At 41.9% G+C, this 19,869-nt stretch carries 18 protein-coding genes and 1 pseudogene; all 19 read left to right on the top strand.

Annotated features, from left to right (window positions below; genetic code table 11):
- Positions 1 to 17 precede the first annotated feature (17 nt).
- Positions 18 to 2,501 carry a stage II sporulation protein E gene (gene spoIIE, locus AKG37_RS05325; protein WP_060697872.1) on the top strand — a complete coding sequence of 828 codons (2,484 nt, stop codon included), beginning with the start codon at positions 18 to 20 and terminating at the stop codon, positions 2,499 to 2,501.
- Between the two features lie 76 nt (positions 2,502 to 2,577).
- Positions 2,578 to 3,315 (top strand): vWA domain-containing protein, encoded by a 738-nt coding sequence (locus AKG37_RS05320; RefSeq protein WP_034325063.1) that lies wholly within the window; start codon positions 2,578 to 2,580, stop codon positions 3,313 to 3,315.
- A complete protein-coding gene (locus AKG37_RS05315) occupies positions 3,299 to 4,306 on the top strand; it encodes a protein kinase domain-containing protein (protein ID WP_078060975.1) in 1,008 nt (335 codons plus the stop codon). The genes AKG37_RS05320 and AKG37_RS05315 overlap by 17 nt, the downstream gene beginning before the upstream one ends.
- Positions 4,307 to 4,402: 96 nt before the next feature.
- Positions 4,403 to 5,825: pseudogene (gene tilS, locus AKG37_RS05310) on the top strand (tRNA lysidine(34) synthetase TilS).
- A complete protein-coding gene (gene hpt, locus AKG37_RS05305; RefSeq protein WP_008357399.1) occupies positions 5,822 to 6,361 on the top strand; it encodes a hypoxanthine phosphoribosyltransferase in 540 nt (179 codons plus the stop codon). Before tilS ends, hpt begins: the two are co-directional and overlap by 4 nt.
- Positions 6,362 to 6,456: 95 nt before the next feature.
- Complete coding sequence (gene ftsH / locus AKG37_RS05300) at positions 6,457 to 8,358, top strand: ATP-dependent zinc metalloprotease FtsH (protein WP_060697869.1); 1,902 nt, start codon at positions 6,457 to 6,459, stop codon at positions 8,356 to 8,358.
- A gap of 161 nt (positions 8,359 to 8,519) precedes the next feature.
- Complete coding sequence (locus AKG37_RS05295; protein WP_008341820.1) at positions 8,520 to 9,296, top strand: type III pantothenate kinase; 777 nt, start codon at positions 8,520 to 8,522, stop codon at positions 9,294 to 9,296.
- Between the two features lie 14 nt (positions 9,297 to 9,310).
- Entirely contained in the window at positions 9,311 to 10,186 is an 876-nt protein-coding gene (gene hslO, locus AKG37_RS05290; RefSeq protein WP_024425653.1) for an Hsp33 family molecular chaperone HslO, read from the top strand.
- A gap of 46 nt (positions 10,187 to 10,232) precedes the next feature.
- On the top strand, positions 10,233 to 11,141 hold the full coding sequence (locus tag AKG37_RS05285; RefSeq protein WP_060697868.1) for a peptidyl-prolyl cis-trans isomerase: 909 nt from the start codon (positions 10,233 to 10,235) through the stop codon (positions 11,139 to 11,141).
- A 77-nt stretch (positions 11,142 to 11,218) separates the two neighbouring features.
- Entirely contained in the window at positions 11,219 to 12,142 is a 924-nt protein-coding gene (gene cysK / locus AKG37_RS05280) for a cysteine synthase A (protein ID WP_024425655.1), read from the top strand.
- Positions 12,143 to 12,266: 124 nt separating this feature from the next.
- Positions 12,267 to 13,685 (top strand): anthranilate synthase component I family protein, encoded by a 1,419-nt coding sequence (locus tag AKG37_RS05275; RefSeq protein ID WP_060697867.1) that lies wholly within the window; start codon positions 12,267 to 12,269, stop codon positions 13,683 to 13,685.
- Positions 13,686 to 13,698: 13 nt separating this feature from the next.
- Entirely contained in the window at positions 13,699 to 14,292 is a 594-nt protein-coding gene (pabA, locus tag AKG37_RS05270) for an aminodeoxychorismate/anthranilate synthase component II (protein ID WP_060697866.1), read from the top strand.
- Positions 14,289 to 15,137, top strand: coding sequence for an aminodeoxychorismate lyase (pabC, locus tag AKG37_RS05265; protein ID WP_060697865.1), 849 nt, complete (start codon positions 14,289 to 14,291; stop codon positions 15,135 to 15,137). The genes pabA and pabC overlap by 4 nt, the downstream gene beginning before the upstream one ends.
- A 9-nt stretch (positions 15,138 to 15,146) precedes the next feature.
- Positions 15,147 to 16,004: a dihydropteroate synthase gene (gene folP / locus AKG37_RS05260; RefSeq protein ID WP_060697864.1), complete on the top strand. Its 858-nt coding sequence runs from the start codon at positions 15,147 to 15,149 to the stop codon at positions 16,002 to 16,004.
- Positions 15,997 to 16,359: a dihydroneopterin aldolase gene (gene folB / locus AKG37_RS05255; RefSeq protein WP_024425659.1), complete on the top strand. Its 363-nt coding sequence runs from the start codon at positions 15,997 to 15,999 to the stop codon at positions 16,357 to 16,359. The genes folP and folB overlap by 8 nt, the downstream gene beginning before the upstream one ends.
- The gene (folK, locus tag AKG37_RS05250) at positions 16,356 to 16,859 is read left to right on the top strand and encodes a 2-amino-4-hydroxy-6-hydroxymethyldihydropteridine diphosphokinase (RefSeq protein ID WP_060697863.1); all 504 of its coding nucleotides are present in this window, start codon (positions 16,356 to 16,358) and stop codon (positions 16,857 to 16,859) included. The genes folB and folK overlap by 4 nt, the downstream gene beginning before the upstream one ends.
- Entirely contained in the window at positions 16,811 to 17,044 is a 234-nt protein-coding gene (locus AKG37_RS05245) for a helix-turn-helix domain-containing protein (protein ID WP_060697862.1), read from the top strand. Before folK ends, AKG37_RS05245 begins: the two co-directional genes overlap by 49 nt.
- Complete coding sequence (gene dusB, locus AKG37_RS05240; RefSeq protein WP_060697861.1) at positions 17,037 to 18,038, top strand: tRNA dihydrouridine synthase DusB; 1,002 nt, start codon at positions 17,037 to 17,039, stop codon at positions 18,036 to 18,038. The genes AKG37_RS05245 and dusB overlap by 8 nt, the downstream gene beginning before the upstream one ends.
- Before the next feature lie 90 nt (positions 18,039 to 18,128).
- A complete protein-coding gene (gene lysS, locus AKG37_RS05235) occupies positions 18,129 to 19,628 on the top strand; it encodes a lysine--tRNA ligase (RefSeq protein WP_060697860.1) in 1,500 nt (499 codons plus the stop codon).
- Positions 19,629 to 19,869 lie beyond the last annotated feature (241 nt).

Below are 19,869 nucleotides of genomic sequence, written 5' to 3'. Positions count from 1 at the left end.
TGGTGGGGGATGAGAAGATGGAAAAACTAGAAAGAAGAACTGATTTAACAGGAGCGGGGTTTGAAAAAATCAGTGCGGGGTTAAAAAAGATGAAAAACCTGTTTCTTCATCATACGCATTCTCTTTTTTTCTATAAAGGGTTTATTTACGTTGTTCTTGGCTTTTTATTAGGACGAGCCTTTATCTTATCTGAAATCATGCCGTTTGCACTGCCCTTCTTTGGCTCCATGCTGCTCATTAAAAGAGATAAGGCGCTGCTTGCTTGTCTCGCTTTACTCGCTGGGGCGATGACGATATCACCTCAAAACGCATTATTTGTGTTTGCGTCGCTGCTCGTGTTTCTCCTTATGTCAAAGGTAATTTCTTTTATCATCAAAGATCCAGTGAAAACATTACCGGTTGTCATTGTTCTGTCAATGCTGATCACCAGGGGAGTGTTTGTTTACCTAGAGCAAGGTGCAGTACAAAGCTACGATTATGTCATGGCGGGTGTCGAAGCGGGAATGGCCTTCATTTTGACACTGATTTTTCTTCAGAGCCTTCCGATTTTTACAGTCAGGAAAATCAAGCACTCATTAAAAGTTGAAGAAATCATTTGCTTTATGATTTTAATTGCCTCAGTATTAACTGGCCTTGCTGGCATCACATTTCAAGGGATGCAGGCAGAGCATATATTGTCACGTTATGTAGTGTTGACCTTTGCCTTTATTGGCGGAGCCAGTATTGGTTGTACGGTCGGTGTCGTGACAGGTTTAATTCTTGGTCTTGCTAATGTGGGTAATCTTTATCAAATGAGTCTGCTTGCCTTTTCAGGCTTATTAGGCGGTTTGTTGAAGGAAGGGAAGAAAGCAGGGGCAGCCATTGGCTTAATTGTGGGTTCCTTACTCATTTCACTGTATGGTGAAGGATCCGCAGGTCTCATGACTACACTGTATGAATCACTTATAGCGGTTGTGCTTTTTTTGCTCACACCACAATCAGTCACTTCTAAGGTAGCGAAATACATTCCTGGTACGGTAGAGCATGTACAGGAACAGCAGCAATACGCTCGGAAGGTACGAGATGTGACAGCAAAAAAGGTAGACCAATTCTCTCATGTATTTCATGCGCTGTCTGAGAGTTTTGCGACATTTTACGAATCCATTCCTGAAGAGAAGAAACAGGAAGAGGATGTAGATCTTTTTTTAAGTACGATCACAGAACGATCCTGTCAAACGTGCTATAAGAAAAATAAATGCTGGGTGCAGAACTTTGATACAACCTATGAACTAATGAAACAAGTTATGCATGAATCTGATGAAAAAACGTATGAGCATAACCGAAAATTGAAAAAGAAATTTAGCCAGCACTGCTCAAAATCAAAACATGTCGAGGAATTGATCGAAGAGGAGATCGCTTATTATAAAGCAAACCAGACACTGAAGAAAAAAGTCCAAGACAGCAGACGTCTTGTGGCAGAACAGTTGATGGGTGTCTCGCAAGTGATGGAGGATTTTTCCCGGGAAATAAAACGAGAAAGAGAACAGCATTTTATTCAGGAAGAGCAGATGATAGAAGCGCTTCAGCACTTTGGCATTGAAATTCAGCAAGTAGAAATTTATAGCTTGGAGCAGGGGAATGTCGATATTGAAATGAGAATCCCATATTGCCAAGGTCATGGGGAATGTGAAAAAATCATCGCCCCAATGCTCTCCGATATTTTAGAAGAACAGATTTTAGTCAAAGCAGAGCAGTGTGCAGAGCATCCAACAGGCTATTGTCACGTTGTATTTGGCTCTGCTAAATCCTATCGAGTGGCTACAGGTGTAGCGCACGCAGCGAAAGGCGGAGGGCTGGTATCTGGAGACAGCTACAGCATGATGGAGCTGGGTGCGGGTAAGTATGCTGCAGCTATTAGTGATGGAATGGGCAATGGAGCAAGGGCTCATTTTGAAAGCAATGAAACGATTAAGCTGTTAGAAAAAATATTGGCGTCAGGTATTAATGAAAAAGTAGCGATCAAAACCATTAATAGTATTTTATCTTTACGAACGACGGATGAAATCTATTCAACATTAGATTTATCGATCATTGATTTACAGGATGCAAGCTGTAAGTTCCTCAAGATTGGTTCAACACCAAGCTTTATTAAACGGGGTGATCAGGTGTTGAAGGTACAAGCGAGCAACCTGCCAATTGGCATTATTGATGAATTCGAAGTGGAGGTTGTGAGCGAACAGATGAAGGCGGGAGATCTGCTGATCATGATGAGTGACGGCATTTTTGAAGGACCAAAGCATATTGAAAATCATGATCTGTGGGTGAAGCGCAAAATGAAAAGCTTTAAAACAGAAGATCCGCAAGAGATTGCTGATTTATTAATGGAAGAGGTCATTCGAACGAGAGCGGGCCAAATTGATGACGATATGACGGTGGTTGTCATCAGGCTCGACCACAACACTCCAAAATGGGCATCCATTCCGACCGGTACATTCTATCTTGAGAAACAAGAGATTTCTTAATATATCGTATAATATGAATTTCTTCTGGCGATGATGGGGATATAAGCATTCAGTTACAATCCCAGGAGGAATGAAGATGCGAAAAGGTCACGTCAACCAAATCTTATTGATTACAGATGGCTGCTCCAATCATGGGGAGGATCCACTTGCAATTGCCTCATTGGCAAAGGAACAAGGGATAACAGTTAATGTCATTGGCATTATGGAAGAAAACAGACACGATCATGAAGCGATGAAAGAAGTAGAGGGGATTGCGCTCGCAGGAGGAGGCATCCATCAGGTTGTCTACGTCCAGCAATTATCTCAAACAGTACAAATGGTCACGAAAAAAGCGATGACACAAACCTTACAAGGTGTTGTGAATAAAGAATTGCAGCAAATTCTCGGCAAAGATACTGAAATTGAAGAGCTTCCGCCTGATAAGCGCGGGGAAGTCATGGAGGTTGTTGATGAGTTAGGAGAGACGGTTCACCTTCAAGTACTCGTGCTTGTTGATACAAGTGCAAGTATGAAACCGAAGCTGCCGACCGTCAAAGAAGCGCTCATCGACCTGTCCATCAGTTTAAATTCAAGGATTGGTGAAAATCAGTTTGGGATGTGTGTATTTCCCGGGAAAAACTCAGATGCCGAAATTGTGTTGAATTGGACACCTCGATTCGATTCGTTATCATCGATTTTCCCGAAACTGACCACTGGAGGAATCACCCCAACTGGGCCAGCGCTTCGGGAAGCACTTCAGCATTTCAAATCGGTTCGTTCACGTAAAGGGCTGCTTGAAGCAAAGGAAGAACATGATGATGAATTCGGCTTCTAACATCCCGTTAGGCACGGTCATTGAAGGGAAATGGCACCACCATCATTACCGCATTGTAAAAGAGCTGGGAAAAGGGGCGAACGGTGTTGTCTATCTGGCAGAATCGCCACATGGGCAAGTGGCCCTTAAAGTGAGTGATGACAGTATGCTCATTGCATCTGAAGTCAATGTATTAAAATCCTTTTCAAAGGCTCCTGTGAAAACCATGGGGCCTTCTTTTTATGATATGGATGATGCGATTTATCCAGGTATGCCTCAAAAGCGTTCCTTTTATGTGATGGAGTATGTCAAAGGCCCATTACTTCTTGAATTTGTGAAACACAAGGGAGATGAATGGATCGTTGTTTTAATGATTCAGCTTTTATCCAGCTTGGCACATTTACATCAGGAAGGGTGGATTTTTGGGGACTTAAAGCCGGATAATCTCATTGTTTCTGGCCCCCCAGCCACAATCCGGTGTATTGATGTGGGGGGAACGACGAAAGCGGGCAGGGCCATTAAGGAATATACCGAGTTTTTTGATCGAGGCTATTGGGGATTCGGCACAAGAAAAGCAGAGCCATCTTATGATTTGTTTGCCTTAAGCATGGTGATGGTAAACTGTGCGTATAAGAAAGAGTTCAAAAAAGGAGCAGAGCCAGAAAAGCAGCTTTATCGAGCCATTGAAGGACATCCTTTATTAAAGCGATATGAAAGAGTGTTAAAGGCTGCTTTACAAGGTAAATATCGATCGGCAGCAGACATGAAAAGTGCGATGCTGAAAGAAGGACAGCTGATTGCATCTAGGAAATCGCGTCAAAAGAAACAAGCGCAAAAAACAGTGCAAAAACCAGCTGTTAGCCAGTATCAACAGGTAACTTCTCGATCGCGTGCTGCAGCAGCAAAAAGAACGTCAGTGCGTAAAAAATCGAGCGGGCTTTTTGAAACCATTCTTATCGTATGCAGTGTACTTGCTCTTTACTGTGCATATGTGGTTTTATTCCTGTTGTAGAGCTGTAAAAAAGCAGGCTTCTTCTTTGCTTGGAGCTACTGAAAGTGATAGGATATGTATATCTTTAAATTACCTGCTCTTTGTGAGGAGGAAGTTGTGAATAGAATTGAATCTTTCTTGAAAAAACATGATGTTTACCTTGAAAATACGACAGTCATTGTCGGGGTGTCTGGCGGACCGGATTCCATGCTCCTGCTGCATGAACTTAACAAGCGTCGAAAAGGTTCCTTTCAGCTGATTGCAGCCCATGTAGATCACATGTTCAGAGGAGAAGAATCCTTTGCTGATTTGGCATTTGTGGAGGCTTACTGTAGAGAGCAAGAAATCCTTTTTGAATCATCCCGCATACAGGTAACCCAATATGCAAAAGAAAACCGCTTAAACAAACAGGCAGCTGCAAGGGAGTGCAGATATGATTTCTTTCGTCAATTGATGGAGCGGTACAACGCTCAATTTATAGCGCTTGCACATCATGGAGACGACCAAGTAGAAACAATGATGATGAGGCTGACAAGAGGGACTGTTGGCATAGGACTCGCCGGTATCCAAGCAAAACGCTCTTTTCAAAATGGGTGGCTGATTCGTCCACTCATGGGATACTCTAAGGATGACGTGCTAAAAGCTTGTGAAAAAGAACATGTGCCCTATGTCATTGATCAAAGCAATCACACAGATGACTACTTGAGAAACCGGATCAGAAGACACATTCTACCCGTGTTAAAAGAAGAAGCACCTCGTGTACATGAAAGCTTTCAGTTTGTAAGTGACATGCTGACTGAGGATGAGCAATACTTGCAGGCAGTAACAAAGGAACAAATGAAGCAAGTGATGACTAGTCAAACGCCTAAGCAAATTGAGATCAAAACGAAGCCTTTGCTTGACCTGCCTTTGCCTTTACAAAGAAGAGGCATTCAACTAATATTAAACTATCTTTATGAAAACACTCAATCAGCGTTTTCAAACCAGCATATTCTAGGGACTTTGGACTGGTTATCTCATACCGATCAACCGTCTGGATCATTAGATTTGCCAAAAGGTTTACAAGCTGTCAAGTCTTATGATTACTGTATGTTTACCTTTGAACGATCGCATGTGTTAGATCCGTCTTATGCTCTTCACTTAAAGGTTGAGCTCGGAGAAGAGCTTTTCCTCCCAAATGGACAGTCTATCGTAGTATCAAATCATGTTCCGAAGGATGCACGGAACGGAAACCATTTTTTCTTGCTTCAAAAAGATCAGGTTCATCTTCCTTTGATCATTCGCTCACGAAAAAATGGTGATCGAATCAAACTTAAAGGGATGAATGGATCGAAAAAGGTGAAGGATATATTTATTGATAAAAAAGTGCCTCTTGCAGAAAGAGACAGCTGGCCGATCGTCACTGACTCGGATCATCAAATCATCTGGATCCCAGGTCTGAAAAAATCTGTTTTTGAAGAAATTGATATGACAAACAGCGATCTCATTGTATTACAATATAGACAGCACGAAAATTTGTAGGGGGCAAGCAAAAGCATGAAACAAGATATTGAAAAGATTTTGATCTCTGAAGAAGAGATCCAGCAAAAAGTGAAAGAGTTGGGTGCAACATTAACCAGCGATTATGATGGTAAATTTCCCCTGGCTATTGGTGTTTTGAAAGGGGCTCTTCCATTCATGGCAGACCTGATCAAACACATTGATACATATTTAGAACTTGATTTTATGGATGTATCTAGCTACGGAAAGTCTACCGTATCTTCTGGAGAAGTAAAGATCATTAAGGATCTGGATACTTCAGTTGAAGGAAGAGATATTTTAATTATGGAAGATATCATCGACAGTGGGTTAACTTTGAGCTATCTGGTAGAGCTTTTCCGATACCGTAAAGCAAATTCCATTAAAATTGTGACACTGCTTGATAAACCAAGCGGCCGCAAAGCAGACATCAAAGCAGATTATGTTGGATTTGAAGTACCAGATGCATTTGTTGTCGGCTATGGATTGGATTTCGCTGAACGTTACCGAAACCTCCCGTATATTGGAGTGTTAAAACCATCTGTTTACGAAGGCTAATCAGCATACGTATACATGAGGTTATTGGTTGTGTTGGAATGATTTTCTATGATACTATTGAACATAGTTGTGCTTACTGTGGGAGGAGGTAAGGAATGAATCGGGTTTTTCGTAATACGATTTTTTATATACTTATTTTATTACTTGTTATAGGGGTAGTCAGCTGGTTAGGATCCCCTAATCAAAAGCCTGAGAACATGTCTTACAGCAAATTTTCGCAAAATTTAAGTGCGGGAAAAGTGGAGAGTATCTCCATTCAGCCTGTAAGAGGGGTTTATGAAATTCGTGGTCAGTTAGATGGCGCGAAGAAAGATGAATACTTCATTACCCATGTTCCAGACGGTCAAGGTGTTGACCAAATTTATAGTGCACTTAAGAATACAGATGTAAAAGTAGAACCAGCACCTGAAACAAATGGATGGCTGCAAGTTCTAACAACCATCATTCCGTTTATCATCATCTTTATCCTGTTCTTCTTCTTATTGAACCAAGCTCAGGGCGGCGGAAGCCGAGTTATGAACTTTGGTAAGAGTAAGGCGAAGCTTTACACAGAAGAGAAGAAACGTGTGAAATTTAAAGATGTTGCCGGTGCAGATGAAGAAAAGCAAGAGCTTGTAGAAGTAGTTGAATTCCTGAAGGACCCACGTAAATTTGCAGAGCTTGGCGCAAGAATCCCTAAAGGGGTTTTACTAGTAGGACCTCCAGGTACAGGTAAAACATTGCTTGCAAGAGCATCTGCAGGAGAAGCAGGCGTTCCTTTCTTCAGCATCAGTGGTTCTGACTTCGTCGAGATGTTCGTCGGTGTCGGTGCATCACGTGTACGTGATTTATTCGAAAATGCGAAAAAGAATGCACCTTGCTTAATCTTTATTGATGAGATTGATGCAGTGGGTCGTCAGCGTGGAGCCGGTCTTGGCGGTGGTCATGACGAGCGTGAACAAACGCTTAACCAGCTTCTTGTTGAAATGGATGGTTTTAGTGCCAACGAAGGTATTATTATCATTGCTGCGACGAACCGTGCAGATATCCTAGATCCTGCATTGCTGCGTCCGGGACGTTTTGACCGTCAAATTACGGTTGACCGCCCAGATGTTATTGGCCGTGAAGAAGTACTGAAGGTTCATGCGAAAAACAAACCGCTTGATGAAACAGTAAACTTAAAAGCCATTGCAAGCAGAACACCAGGGTTCTCTGGAGCAGATCTTGAGAACTTACTAAACGAAGCAGCACTTGTTGCTGCCCGTCAAAACAAAAAGAAAATCGATATGCGTGATATCGACGAAGCGACTGACCGTGTCATCGCTGGACCGGCGAAGAAAAGCCGTGTCATTTCGAAGAAAGAACGTAATATCGTGGCTTACCATGAAGCAGGTCATACCGTCATTGGTCTTATTCTAGACGAAGCGGACATGGTGCATAAAGTAACGATCGTTCCTCGTGGTCAGGCAGGTGGATATGCGGTCATGCTTCCAAGAGAAGACCGTTATTTCCAAACGAAGCCAGAGCTTCTTGATAAAATTGTCGGCTTGCTCGGCGGTCGTGTTGCAGAGGAAATTACGTTTGGTGAAGTAAGTACAGGCGCTCACAACGACTTCCAGCGTGCAACAGGCATTGCAAGAAGAATGGTTACAGAGTTCGGTATGTCTGATAAACTTGGTCCGCTTCAATTCGGTCAATCACAAGGAGGTCAAGTATTCCTTGGCCGTGATTTCAACAATGAGCCGAATTATAGTGAAGCGATCGCTTACGAAATTGACCAAGAAGTTCAGCGTTTCATTAAGGAGAGCTACGAACGTGCAAAACAAATTCTCACTGAGAATAAAGATAAGCTAGAAATCATCGCACAAGCCCTTCTAGAAGTTGAAACATTAGATGCTGAACAAATTAAATCTCTTTACGAAACTGGAAAGCTTCCAGAGCGTGTATACGCAGATGACGGAGAGAAAAACGATGATGTGAAAGTGAACATCAAGAAAAAAGAAGATGAGGAGATCTAATCTCCTTCTGTGAAAGCTGCCGGGATCACCGGCAGCTTTTTTATTTCAATTCGTGAATGGATCGGTTTCGAATTGTTTACAAATGGAACTCAATTCGTGTATGGTATGATAGAAAGTCGAAAAATGCTCTTTTTGAGAAACTATTCAAAGTGGTGATGAAGTTGTTACTCGTGATAGATGTAGGAAACACAAATACCGTTTTAGGTGTTTATCATAATGGCGATCTAAACTACCATTGGCGAATTGAAACAAGCCGTCATAAAACAGAAGACGAATTTGGTATGGCCATCAGGTCTTTATTTGATTATGTGGGGCTGATGTTTGACCAAATAGAAGGGATTATCATCTCATCTGTTGTCCCGCCAATGATGTTTGCACTAGAAAGAATGTGTGAAAAGTATTTTCACATAACACCTCAAATTGTAGGCCCTGGAATGAAGACTGGATTAAACATTATGTGTGACAATCCAAAGGAAGTCGGGGCTGATCGAATTGTCAATGCTGTTGCGGCAATTCACCTATATGGGGCGCCTCTTATTGTGGTAGACTTTGGAACGGCAACAACCTACTGCTATATCAATGAACAAAAACAGTACATGGGTGGAGCGATTGCACCGGGTATTACCATCTCAACTGAAGCTTTATATACAAGAGCGGCGAAGCTGCCGAGAATTGAAATTGTTCGTCCAGATCATATCGTCGGGAAAAATACAATTAGTGCGATGCAATCCGGCATCCTCTATGGATATGTTGGCCAAGTCGAGGGAATAGTGAAACGGATGAAGCAGCAAGCCAAACAAACACCGAAAGTCATTGCAACAGGCGGTTTGTCTACATTAATTGGAAATGAATCAGACTGCATTGATATTGTCGATCCGTTCCTCACATTAAAAGGACTACAACTCATTTATGAACGTAATCGTGTCGGTGTATTATAGGAGGTTTAAATTAAATGGATTACTTAGTTAAAGCGTTAGCATATGATGGAAAAGTCCGTGCATATGCTGCAAACACAACAGATACAATTAATGAAGCACAAAGAAGACATCATACATGGCCCACTGCATCAGCAGCGATTGGCAGAACGATGACAGCAACAGTCATGATGGGTGCTATGCTGAAAGGCGAGAATAAATTAACAGTCAAAATTGAAGGTGGTGGACCAATCGGTGCCATCATTGCTGATGGAAACGCAAAAGGCCAGGTGCGTGGATATGTCTCAAACCCACAAGTTCACTTTGACTTAAATGAACATGGCAAGCTGGATGTTAGACGCGCAGTCGGAACATCTGGAACGTTAAGTGTTGTCAAAGATATCGGGCTGAAGGATCACTTTACAGGGCAAACGGAAATTGTCTCAGGTGAAATTGGAGATGACTTCACCTATTATCTTGTCTCTTCTGAGCAAGTGCCTTCCTCTGTTGGTGTAGGCGTCCTTGTCAATCCAGATAATTCGATCCTTGCAGCAGGAGGTTTCATCATTCAATTGCTGCCTGGTACAGAAGATGCTGTTATTGAAAGACTAGAAAAGCGTCTGTCAACCATTGAACCCATCTCTAAACTCATTGAAAAAGGGATGACACCGGAAGAAATATTAGAAGAAGTACTTGGTGAAAAACCTCAAATTTTAGAAACTGTACCTGTCGAATTCTCTTGTAACTGCTCAAAAGAACGGTTTGCTAATGGCATTATCAGCCTCGGGAAAGCCGAAATTGACGATATGATTGAACAAGACGGACAAGCAGAAGCTCAATGCCATTTTTGTAACGAAACGTATGTATTTACAAAAGAAGAGCTAGAAGAGCTACGTGAAGAATTAACCCGCTAAGCTCTAAGCAGCGGGTTTTCTTTTTATAAAGGAAAGGAGACGAAAGATGAGACTAAAAGCAAGAGTGGTATGGACATTTATTCTCGTGTTGCTCATGATTAATGCCGTTGTCATTGCTTATGTATTAACAAAATCACAAATGTCACAGGCTTCTTCTAACGGGAAGAGCGGTGAAGAAATTGCGTCGATTGGAAAAGAGAAGGTGACGCGTCAAGAATGGTTAAAGAAGATGGAAGACCGCTACGGAAAGGCAACACTTGAACAAATGATCAATCAGAAGGTGGTCAATCAGCTTGCGAAAGAAAACAAGCTGGAGGTGTCTTCAAAAGAGATCAATCGTGAATTGCTCATGCTCAAAGCGGTGTCTAATAATTTCTACGAAGATGGACATACAAGTGAAAAAGAATGGAAAGAGCAGATTCGTTATCAAATTTTATTAGAGCAGCTTTTAACAAGAGATGCCGTAGTTTCTGAAAAAGAAGCGAAATCGTTTTATGAAAAAAACAAGGACTTATATCAATATGATGATTCATATCGCATTCGCCATATCGTCGTAAAGACAAAGGGCGAGGCTGAGAATGTATTGAAAGATCTAAAAGGTGGATCTAGCTTCGAAGCCGTGGCTGCTGAACGCTCAATCGACCGCTATACCTCTCCATACGGCGGAGATCTTGGGTTTGTCACAGAAGAACAGGAGAGTATCCCAGCGCTATACATACAAGAAGCTCAAAAACTTCAACCAGATGAATGGACGAAAGAGCCGATCGAGACCAAAAACGGGTATGCCATCATTCAGTTAAAAGAGAAATTAAATGGACGCTCCTTCTCTTATGAAGAAGTCAAAGATCAGATTAAAAGGCAAATCGCAATGGAAGACTTAGGTGAAAAGGCGAATGTCAAAACCCTCTGGAAAGAAGCAAAAGTCACATGGTTTTACGATGGCGAGCAGGACTAAAAGCATTGACAAAATTTTTCGAAATTGATAATTTAATATTAATACAATAAAATTACTCGGAGATAGAGGTGTTAGTGATGGCTCGTATTGCAAATTCAGTTTTTGAACTAATAGGAAATACACCAGTCGTTAAATTAAACCGTTTAGTAGATGAAGACAGTGCGGATGTCTACTTGAAACTTGAATATATGAACCCGGGCAGCAGTGTGAAAGATCGTATTGCATTAGCGATGATCGAAGATGCTGAAGCAAAAGGTACATTAAAAGCTGGCGACACACTTATTGAACCAACAAGTGGAAACACAGGGATCGGCCTTGCGATGGTAGCGGCAGCTAAAGGGATCAATGCAATTTTGGTTATGCCGGACACGATGAGTCAGGAGCGCCGCAATCTTTTACGTGCTTATGGTGCAGAGCTTGTCTTAACACCAGGTGCAGAAGGAATGAAAGGTGCTATCAAAAAAGCAGAAGAATTGGCAGAAGAGCACGGTTACTTCATGCCTCAGCAATTTAGCAACGAAGCCAATGCGGAGATTCACCGTCGTACAACAGGAAAAGAAATTCTTGAACAGTTTGATGGCGAGCTTGATGCATTTATTGCAGGTGTTGGTACTGGCGGTACAATTACAGGTGCTGGTGAAGTCCTAAAAGAAGCCATCCCATCCATTCAGCTTTATGCAGTAGAGCCGACAGATTCCCCTGTATTATCAGGCGGAAAGCCGGGTCCGCATAAAATTCAAGGGATTGGAGCAGGTTTTGTTCCTTCCATCTTGAACACAGAAATATATGACGGCATTATCCAAGTGAAAAACGAAGATGCGTTTGAGCTTGCAAGGAAAGCAGCGAAAGAGGAAGGTATTCTTGGCGGTATTTCTTCAGGAGCAGCTATTTACGCAGCACTTCAAACAGCGAAGAAGCTCGGTAAAGGGAAAAAGGTTCTCGCGATCATCCCAAGTAACGGTGAGCGTTACCTTAGTACACCTCTTTATCAATTTGATTAAACCAATCACCCCAGCATTTGCTGGGGTTTTTTCATGAATTCTGAAGATGGAAAGCAAATACTATTTTCTAAATAAATTGGATTGCATTACAATAAGGTTAATGAAAATGAAAAAGGATGATAACATGACACAACGCAGGCCGACGGGCATCAAAATTCCTTTTACAAAAGATGCATTCTTGAAAAGATACGAACAATTAACTGCTCGTGAAACACACCATGTGCTTCTTGAAAGTGCGCGCGGCGGTTCATATAGCATTGCTGGTATTCACCCGATCGCTAAAGCGAAGGGGAAAGACGGGATGACTACGATTCATTACCAAGATGAGGTCCTGTTCAAAGAAGGCGATCCATTCAGAGCATTTACGGATTGGTTTCAAACCCTTCAAACCGAAACGAATGACGAATACCCCGACTTTCAAGGTGGGGCGATTGGGTTTTTAAGCTATGATTATGCTCGATATATCGAACATTTTAAGATGCTGTCAATTGATGATCTTAAAACACCTGATCTTTATTTCCTTGTGTTTAATGATGTTGCGGTTTTTGATCATGAAGAACACGTGCTGTGGCTGATCACTCACACAGAGGGAGACGAGCCTGTAAGTGAAGTTCATCAAAGGCTCGAAGAATGGAAACAAAAATGGACAAGCTCTTCAGAGGAATCAGGACAATCACCTGTCAGTGTATCTTCTACAGAATTTGTACCAGCAGCACCCTTTACTGAAGAAACCTTTGGAGTAGCAGTAGAGAAAATTAAACAATATATCGCAGACGGTGATGTGTTCCAAGTGAATTTATCCATCAGACAAGATGAACAGCTTCACACGCATCCGTATGATTTATACAAAACGTTACGTCAAGTGAATCCATCTCCTTATATGTCTTATCTGCACACACCTGATTTTCAGATTGTTTGTGGTTCTCCAGAGCTGCTTATTAAGAAAAAAGGAACTCAGTTAGAAACAAGACCAATTGCGGGTACAAGATCACGAGGCAAGGACGACGCTGAGGATCAAGCGCTGGCAAAAGAACTCATTGAAAATGAAAAAGAACGCGCAGAGCATGTGATGCTCGTTGATCTTGAGCGGAATGACCTTGGACGTGTATCCACTTATGGATCAGTAAAAGTGAACGAATTTATGGCGATTGAGAAATATTCACACGTGATGCACATTGTATCTAATGTACAAGGCGAGCTGCGTGATGAATGTGATGCAGTAGATGTGATGAGAGCTGTATTCCCAGGAGGAACGATTACAGGTGCACCAAAAGTGAGAACAATGGAAATCATAGAAGAACTTGAGCCAACAAGACGTGGGCTTTATACTGGATCTATAGGCTGGTTTGGATTCAATCAAGATATGCACTTTAATATCGTTATTCGGACTGCGTATTGTACAGAAGGAAAAGCCTTTATGCAATCAGGTGCAGGGATCGTCATTGATTCTGTATCAAAGCACGAATATAAAGAATCGATTAAAAAAGCCTATGCAGTGAAAAAAGCATTACAGTTGAGCAAAGAAGAGACTATTTTGAGTTAGAGGTGAGCAGAGTATGATATTAATGATTGATAATTATGATTCATTTACGTACAACCTGGTCCAGTATTTAGGTGAGCTTGGAGAAGAATTGATCGTGAAACGGAATGATCAAGTCACAATTCAAGAAATCGAAGAGCTCAAGCCGGATTTTCTCATGATTTCTCCAGGGCCATGCAGTCCTGATGAAGCGGGAATTAGTATGGAGGCGATCAAGCACTTTGCAGGAAACATTCCGATCTTCGGTGTGTGTTTAGGTCACCAATCCATCGCACAAGTCTTTGGCGGGGATGTCGTTCGAGCAGAGCGCTTAATGCACGGTAAAACGTCAGAAATTAAACATGACGGAAAAGGTGTCTTTAATGGACTTCAAAATCCTCTCGTCGCAACGAGATATCATTCATTAATTGTCAAAAACGAGACGCTGCCGGATTGCTTTGATGCAACAGCCAGCACAAAGGAAGGCGAACTCATGGCGATTCGTCATAAAGAATTGCCCATCGAAAGTGTGCAGTTCCATCCTGAATCGATTATGACGTCCTTCGGAAAAGAAATGCTGAGAAATTTCATTGAAACCTATCGTAAAAAGGGGCATGAAATAAACGCATGATCATTTATCTGAACGGTCAGTATATAGAGGAGAAAGACGCGACTCTTTCTCCTTTTGATCATGGTTTTCTATATGGCATCGGTGTATTCGAAACATTTACCAGCCTTGCAGGACAAGTCTTCCTGTTAGATTGGCATCTTGAAAGGCTCAATCAATCGTTACGTGACCTTTGCATCGAATCCACAATAGAGAAACCATTTGTACTCGACATCATTCATACCTTACTAATTAAAAACCAAATAGCAGGTGGCCATGCGAGAATTCGCTTGAATGTTTCTGCGGGAAGAGGCAATGGATTTTCTGCAGATCCTTATAAAGAGCCTGTTGTTTTTGTCATGATTTCTCCATTCAGGTCCGAATCGATTTTAGATGAGAAGCAGGGAGTCATTCTTCAAACGAGGAGAAACACACCGGAAGGCCAAAGACGCCTCAAGTCTCATCATTATATGAACAACCTGATCGCGAAAAGAGAAGTGGGAAATGACCCGTCGTTAGAAGGTATCTTTTTAACAAAAGAAGATGATGTAGCAGAAGGAATTACCTCGAATGTATTTTGGAGAAAAGGTGATATGGTCTATACACCTTCACTTGATACAGGCATTTTAAATGGGGTCACTCGTCGATACTGTATTGAAACGCTTCACACTATCGGGGCCTCGTTAAAGGAAGGGCGATACCCGGTCTCACATCTGCTCTCAGCTGATGAGGCATGGATGACCAATTCTGTTCAGGGAGTTGTCCCTTTCAAGAGTATAGGAGAAATCACCATGCCTAAAGACAACCAGACAATCTCAACAACATTAAGAATGCAATACACAAAAGAACGTCAAGACCATAAAGAGTAGGTGGACACAATGACACAACAAGTGATAAAACAGCCTAAAATCATACAGGCCAAGCACCACACCCTTAGTTATGAAGAAAAGACATTGGTCATGGGCATTTTGAATGTCACACCTGACTCTTTTTCAGATGGAGGAAAGTTTAATCAAGTGGATAAAGCGCTGGCTCATGCAGCGCAGTTGATAGAAGACGGGGCGCATATCATTGATATTGGCGGAGAATCGACTCGCCCGGGAGCGGCATATGTTTCAGAACAGGAGGAGCTTTCAAGAGTGATTCCTGTCATTGAGAAGATCACAAAAGAATTGGATATCCCGATCTCCATTGATACGTATAAAGCCCATGTGGCAGATGAAGCGGTGAAAGCTGGAGCCTCTATCATTAATGATGTATGGGGAGCGAAGGCAGATCCTCAAATGGCACATGTGGCAGCGAAGCACAATGTGCCCATCATCTTAATGCACAACCGGCCTGAGCGAAACTACACACACCTTATTTCAGATATGATCGCAGATTTAAAGGAAAGTGTTCAAATTGCTAAACAAGCAGGTGTCCATAATGACATGATCATATTAGATCCAGGTGTAGGATTTGCGAAAAATAAAGAGGACAACCTGAAGGTCATGAATGAGCTCGAACATTTTTGTCACCTTGGGTATCCACTGCTGCTAGCTACATCTCGAAAACGATTCATCGGTGCTGTCTTAGACCTTCCGCCTGAAGAACGTACTGAGGGAACGGGTGCGACGGTCTGTCTTGGGATTCAAAAGGGCAGTGCGATGGTCCGTGTTCATGATGTAAAAGAAATCGCAAGAATGGCAAAAATGATGGATGCCATGCTGAATAAGGGAGGCGCTTATCATCGATAAAGTATATGTAAATGGAATGGAATTTTACGGCTATCATGGCGTATTTGCAGAGGAAAATAAATTAGGGCAGCGATTCCGTGTGGACTTAACAGCTTCACTTGATTTAAGTAAAGCCGGACAAACTGATGACCTTAATGAGACCATCAACTATGCAGAGCTCTATCAAATCTGTAAAAGCATCGTAGAAGGTGAACCAGTCAATCTTGTTGAAACACTGACAGAAAGAATTGCAAACCAAGTGTTAAAGGACTTTCCGACAGTTCAGGAATGTACAGTGAAGGTGATCAAGCCAGACCCGCCAATTCCAGGGCACTATCAGTCCGTTGCAATTGAAATGACGAGATCACGCACATGAACAATACCGCATACATTGCTTTAGGCTCGAACATAGGTAAAAAGGAAACCTATTTAAAAGAAGCCGTCAAAAAGCTGCACGAACATCCAGAGGTTCAAGTAGAATTGATTTCATCGATATATGAAACAACACCTGTAGGCTACGAAAACCAAGATGATTTTTTAAATATGGCTGTCAAAATCTCGACCTCGCTTCGTCCAGAGGAACTACTGTCGCTTACTCAGAAAATCGAGCAAGAGTTAGGCAGAACAAGAGAAGTGAGATGGGGGCCGCGAACGGCTGATCTTGACATTTTACTTTATAATCGTGAAAATATTGAAACAGAACAACTTGTAGTGCCGCATCCTAGAATGTACGAACGTTTATTCGTTCTTGTCCCGATGAGTGAGATTTGCCCAGAAATAGGCGAAGTACAAATAAATGCCGTAACAGACCAAGAAGGTGTAAGCATATGGAAAAAGACATGTGGGGTAGAAGAATTCGTGCATACCGAAAGCTAAAAGGGTATACTCAGGAAGGGTTCGCGAAAAGACTGGGCATCTCTGTCTCTGTCTTAGGAGAAATTGAGCGCGGCAATCGATTACCAACAAACCAATTGGTTGGTCAAATAGCAGATGCTTTAAATATAACGGTGGAAGAACTTTCGCCAATTCTTAAAGAAGAAGGGAGGGGAAAAGATGTTTAAAATCGGAGATATCGAGATTAAAAACAAAGTAGTGCTCGCACCAATGGCTGGTGTGTGCAACTCTGCCTTCAGACTGACAGTCAAAGAGTTTGGAGCGGGCTTAGTCTGCGCTGAAATGGTGAGTGACAAAGCAATCCTGATCAATAATGCGAGAACAATGGGTATGCTCTACATCGATGAACGGGAAAAGCCTTTGAGCCTTCAAATATTTGGAGGGGAAAAAGACACACTCGTCGAAGCGGCAAAGTTTGTAGACCAACATACAACGGCGGACATTATTGATATCAACATGGGCTGTCCTGTACCGAAAATTACAAAATGTGATGCAGGAGCGAAATGGCTGCTTGATCCAAACAAGATTTATGAAATGGTCTCTGCTGTCGTAGAAGCTGTAGATAAACCAGTTACAGTGAAAATGAGAATGGGCTGGGACGAAGACCATATCTTTGCTATCGACAATGCCCGTGCAGTTGAACGAGCAGGTGGACAAGCGGTTGCGCTTCATGGACGGACACGGGTGCAAATGTACGAAGGAACAGCGAATTGGGACATCATAAAAGAGGTCAAACAATCTGTTTCAATTCCTGTCATCGGCAACGGTGATGTTAAAACCCCTCAAGATGCAAAACGTATGCTTGATGAAACAGGTGTCGACGCTGTCATGATCGGAAGAGCCGCACTAGGAAACCCGTGGATGATTTATCGAACGGTTCATTATTTAGAAACGGGTGAACTAAAAGAAGAGCCAAACGTGCGTGAGAAAATGTCAGTGTGCAAACTTCACTTAGACAGGCTCATTGACCTGAAAGGCGAGCGCGTGGCTGTCAGAGAAATGAGAAAGCACGCAGCATGGTACTTAAAAGGGGTCCGCGGCAACGCTGACGTAAGAAATCAAATCAATCAAAGTGAAACGAGAGCGGAGCTTGTACAAGTTCTTGATAACTTTACGATCGAAGCCGAGGCAAAAGAGCTTCAAAGTATAAAAGTAGGATAAGACTATCTTTCTTTTTGTAGCTCACTGCTAGTGCATATACTGGCAGTTTTTCTGCTTTTCTCTGCAAAATACATTATTGGAGTGATATAAATGAGTAATGAAGGGCTTAATAACGAAGAATTAAATGACCAATTCCAAGTCAGACGTGACAAAATGAATAAAATGAGAGAAGAAGGTATCGATCCATTTGGTGAACGATATGACCGTTCTCATCAATCTGCACAAATTATCGCTGAATATGACGAGTTTTCTAAAGAAGACTTAGAAGGAAAAGCGGCTCAAGTGACAATTGCTGGACGTATGATGACAAAGCGCGGAAAAGGAAAAGCTGGCTTTGCGCATATTCAAGACTTAGAAGGACAAATTCAAATCTATGTTCGTAAAGATAGTGTAGGAGAAGAAGCTTACGAATTATTCAAAAGCTCAGACCTAGGCGATATCATCGGTGTAACAGGTACTGTGTTTAAAACAAATGTAGGAGAACTTTCTATTAAAGCAACTACCTTTGAGGTTCTCACGAAAGCACTTCGTCCGCTTCCTGATAAATATCATGGACTAAAAGATGTTGAACAACGCTATCGTCAGCGCTACCTTGACCTGATTGTAAATCCAGAAAGTAAGCAGACGTTTATCATGCGAAGCAAAATCATTCAAGCCATGAGAAGATACTTAGATTCTAAAGGATACCTAGAAGTTGAAACACCAACAATGCACAGCATCCCTGGTGGTGCATCAGCGCGTCCTTTCATTACTCATCATAACGCACTTGATATGCCGCTTTATATGCGTATTGCGATCGAGCTGCACTTAAAACGCCTAATTGTCGGTGGTCTAGAGAAAGTATACGAGATTGGCCGCGTATTCCGAAACGAAGGTGTATCGACTCGTCATAACCCAGAATTCACGATGATCGAGCTGTACGAAGCTTATGCAGACTACAAAGACATCATGAATTTGACTGAAAACCTGATTGCTCATATTGCGCAAGAGGTGCTAGGAACAACAACGATTCAATATGGAGAAGATGAAATTGATCTCAAACCTGAATGGAAGAGACTTCATATGGTTGAAGCGGTCAAAGAAGCAACAGGTGTAGACTTCTGGCAGGAGATGTCTGTAGAAGAAGCAAAACAGCATGCTGCTGATCATGGTATTGAAATCACGAAAAACATGACAGTGGGTCATATAATCAACGAGTTCTTCGAGCAAAAAGTAGAAGAAACATTGGTTCAGCCTACATTCATTTACGGACATCCCGTGGAGATTTCTCCATTAGCTAAGAAAAATCCTGAAGACCCTCGCTTCACAGATCGCTTTGAGTTGTTTATCGTACGCCGTGAACATGCAAATGCATTCACAGAGCTGAACGATCCAATCGATCAAAGAGAACGCTTTGAAGCACAATTAAAAGAACGTGAAGAAGGAAATGACGAAGCGCATCTAATGGATGACGATTTTGTTGAAGCATTAGAATACGGAATGCCTCCAACAGGCGGTTTAGGAATCGGGATTGACCGATTAATCATGCTATTAACAAATTCTCCATCAATCAGGGATGTACTGCTTTTCCCACAAATGAGAAACCGCTAATACATCAATCGAAGCGCCATTTTATCAATGGCGCTTTTTATTTTTCATAAAATGAAACTTTTTTTAAAAAAACTATTGCAAGGAAAGATTCAAGATGGTATATTATTATTCGTTGCCGCAAAACAGCAACGAGGTTAAAAAAAGAAATTGAAAAAATTTCTTGACTTTAACCGATACAAAATGTTAAGATATTAAAGTCGCTTACGAGCGATAACGAAGATGATCTTTGAAAACTAAACAA

It is taken from the genome of Bacillus australimaris, from assembly GCF_001307105.1.
Taxonomy (GTDB): Bacteria; Bacillota; Bacilli; order Bacillales; family Bacillaceae; genus Bacillus; species Bacillus australimaris.
This window is presented reverse-complemented; position numbering and strand designations above follow the sequence as displayed.

Bases quoted from the DNA above. Each gene is read 5' to 3' on its own strand.
- spoIIE (WP_060697872.1), top strand. From the start codon at position 18: ATGGAAAAACTAGAAAGAAGAACTGATTTAACAGGAGCGGGGTTTGAA.
- AKG37_RS05320 (WP_034325063.1), top strand. From the start codon at position 2,578: ATGCGAAAAGGTCACGTCAACCAAATCTTATTGATTACAGATGGCTGC.
- AKG37_RS05315 (WP_078060975.1), top strand. From the start codon at position 3,299: ATGAATTCGGCTTCTAACATCCCGTTAGGCACGGTCATTGAAGGGAAA.
- hpt (WP_008357399.1), top strand. From the start codon at position 5,822: ATGAAACAAGATATTGAAAAGATTTTGATCTCTGAAGAAGAGATCCAG.
- ftsH (WP_060697869.1), top strand. From the start codon at position 6,457: ATGAATCGGGTTTTTCGTAATACGATTTTTTATATACTTATTTTATTA.
- hslO (WP_024425653.1), top strand. From the start codon at position 9,311: ATGGATTACTTAGTTAAAGCGTTAGCATATGATGGAAAAGTCCGTGCA.
- AKG37_RS05285 (WP_060697868.1), top strand. From the start codon at position 10,233: ATGAGACTAAAAGCAAGAGTGGTATGGACATTTATTCTCGTGTTGCTC.
- cysK (WP_024425655.1), top strand. From the start codon at position 11,219: ATGGCTCGTATTGCAAATTCAGTTTTTGAACTAATAGGAAATACACCA.
- AKG37_RS05275 (WP_060697867.1), top strand. From the start codon at position 12,267: ATGACACAACGCAGGCCGACGGGCATCAAAATTCCTTTTACAAAAGAT.
- pabA (WP_060697866.1), top strand. From the start codon at position 13,699: ATGATATTAATGATTGATAATTATGATTCATTTACGTACAACCTGGTC.
- pabC (WP_060697865.1), top strand. From the start codon at position 14,289: ATGATCATTTATCTGAACGGTCAGTATATAGAGGAGAAAGACGCGACT.
- folP (WP_060697864.1), top strand. From the start codon at position 15,147: ATGACACAACAAGTGATAAAACAGCCTAAAATCATACAGGCCAAGCAC.
- folK (WP_060697863.1), top strand. From the start codon at position 16,356: ATGAACAATACCGCATACATTGCTTTAGGCTCGAACATAGGTAAAAAG.
- AKG37_RS05245 (WP_060697862.1), top strand. From the start codon at position 16,811: ATGGAAAAAGACATGTGGGGTAGAAGAATTCGTGCATACCGAAAGCTA.
- dusB (WP_060697861.1), top strand. From the start codon at position 17,037: ATGTTTAAAATCGGAGATATCGAGATTAAAAACAAAGTAGTGCTCGCA.
- lysS (WP_060697860.1), top strand. From the start codon at position 18,129: ATGAGTAATGAAGGGCTTAATAACGAAGAATTAAATGACCAATTCCAA.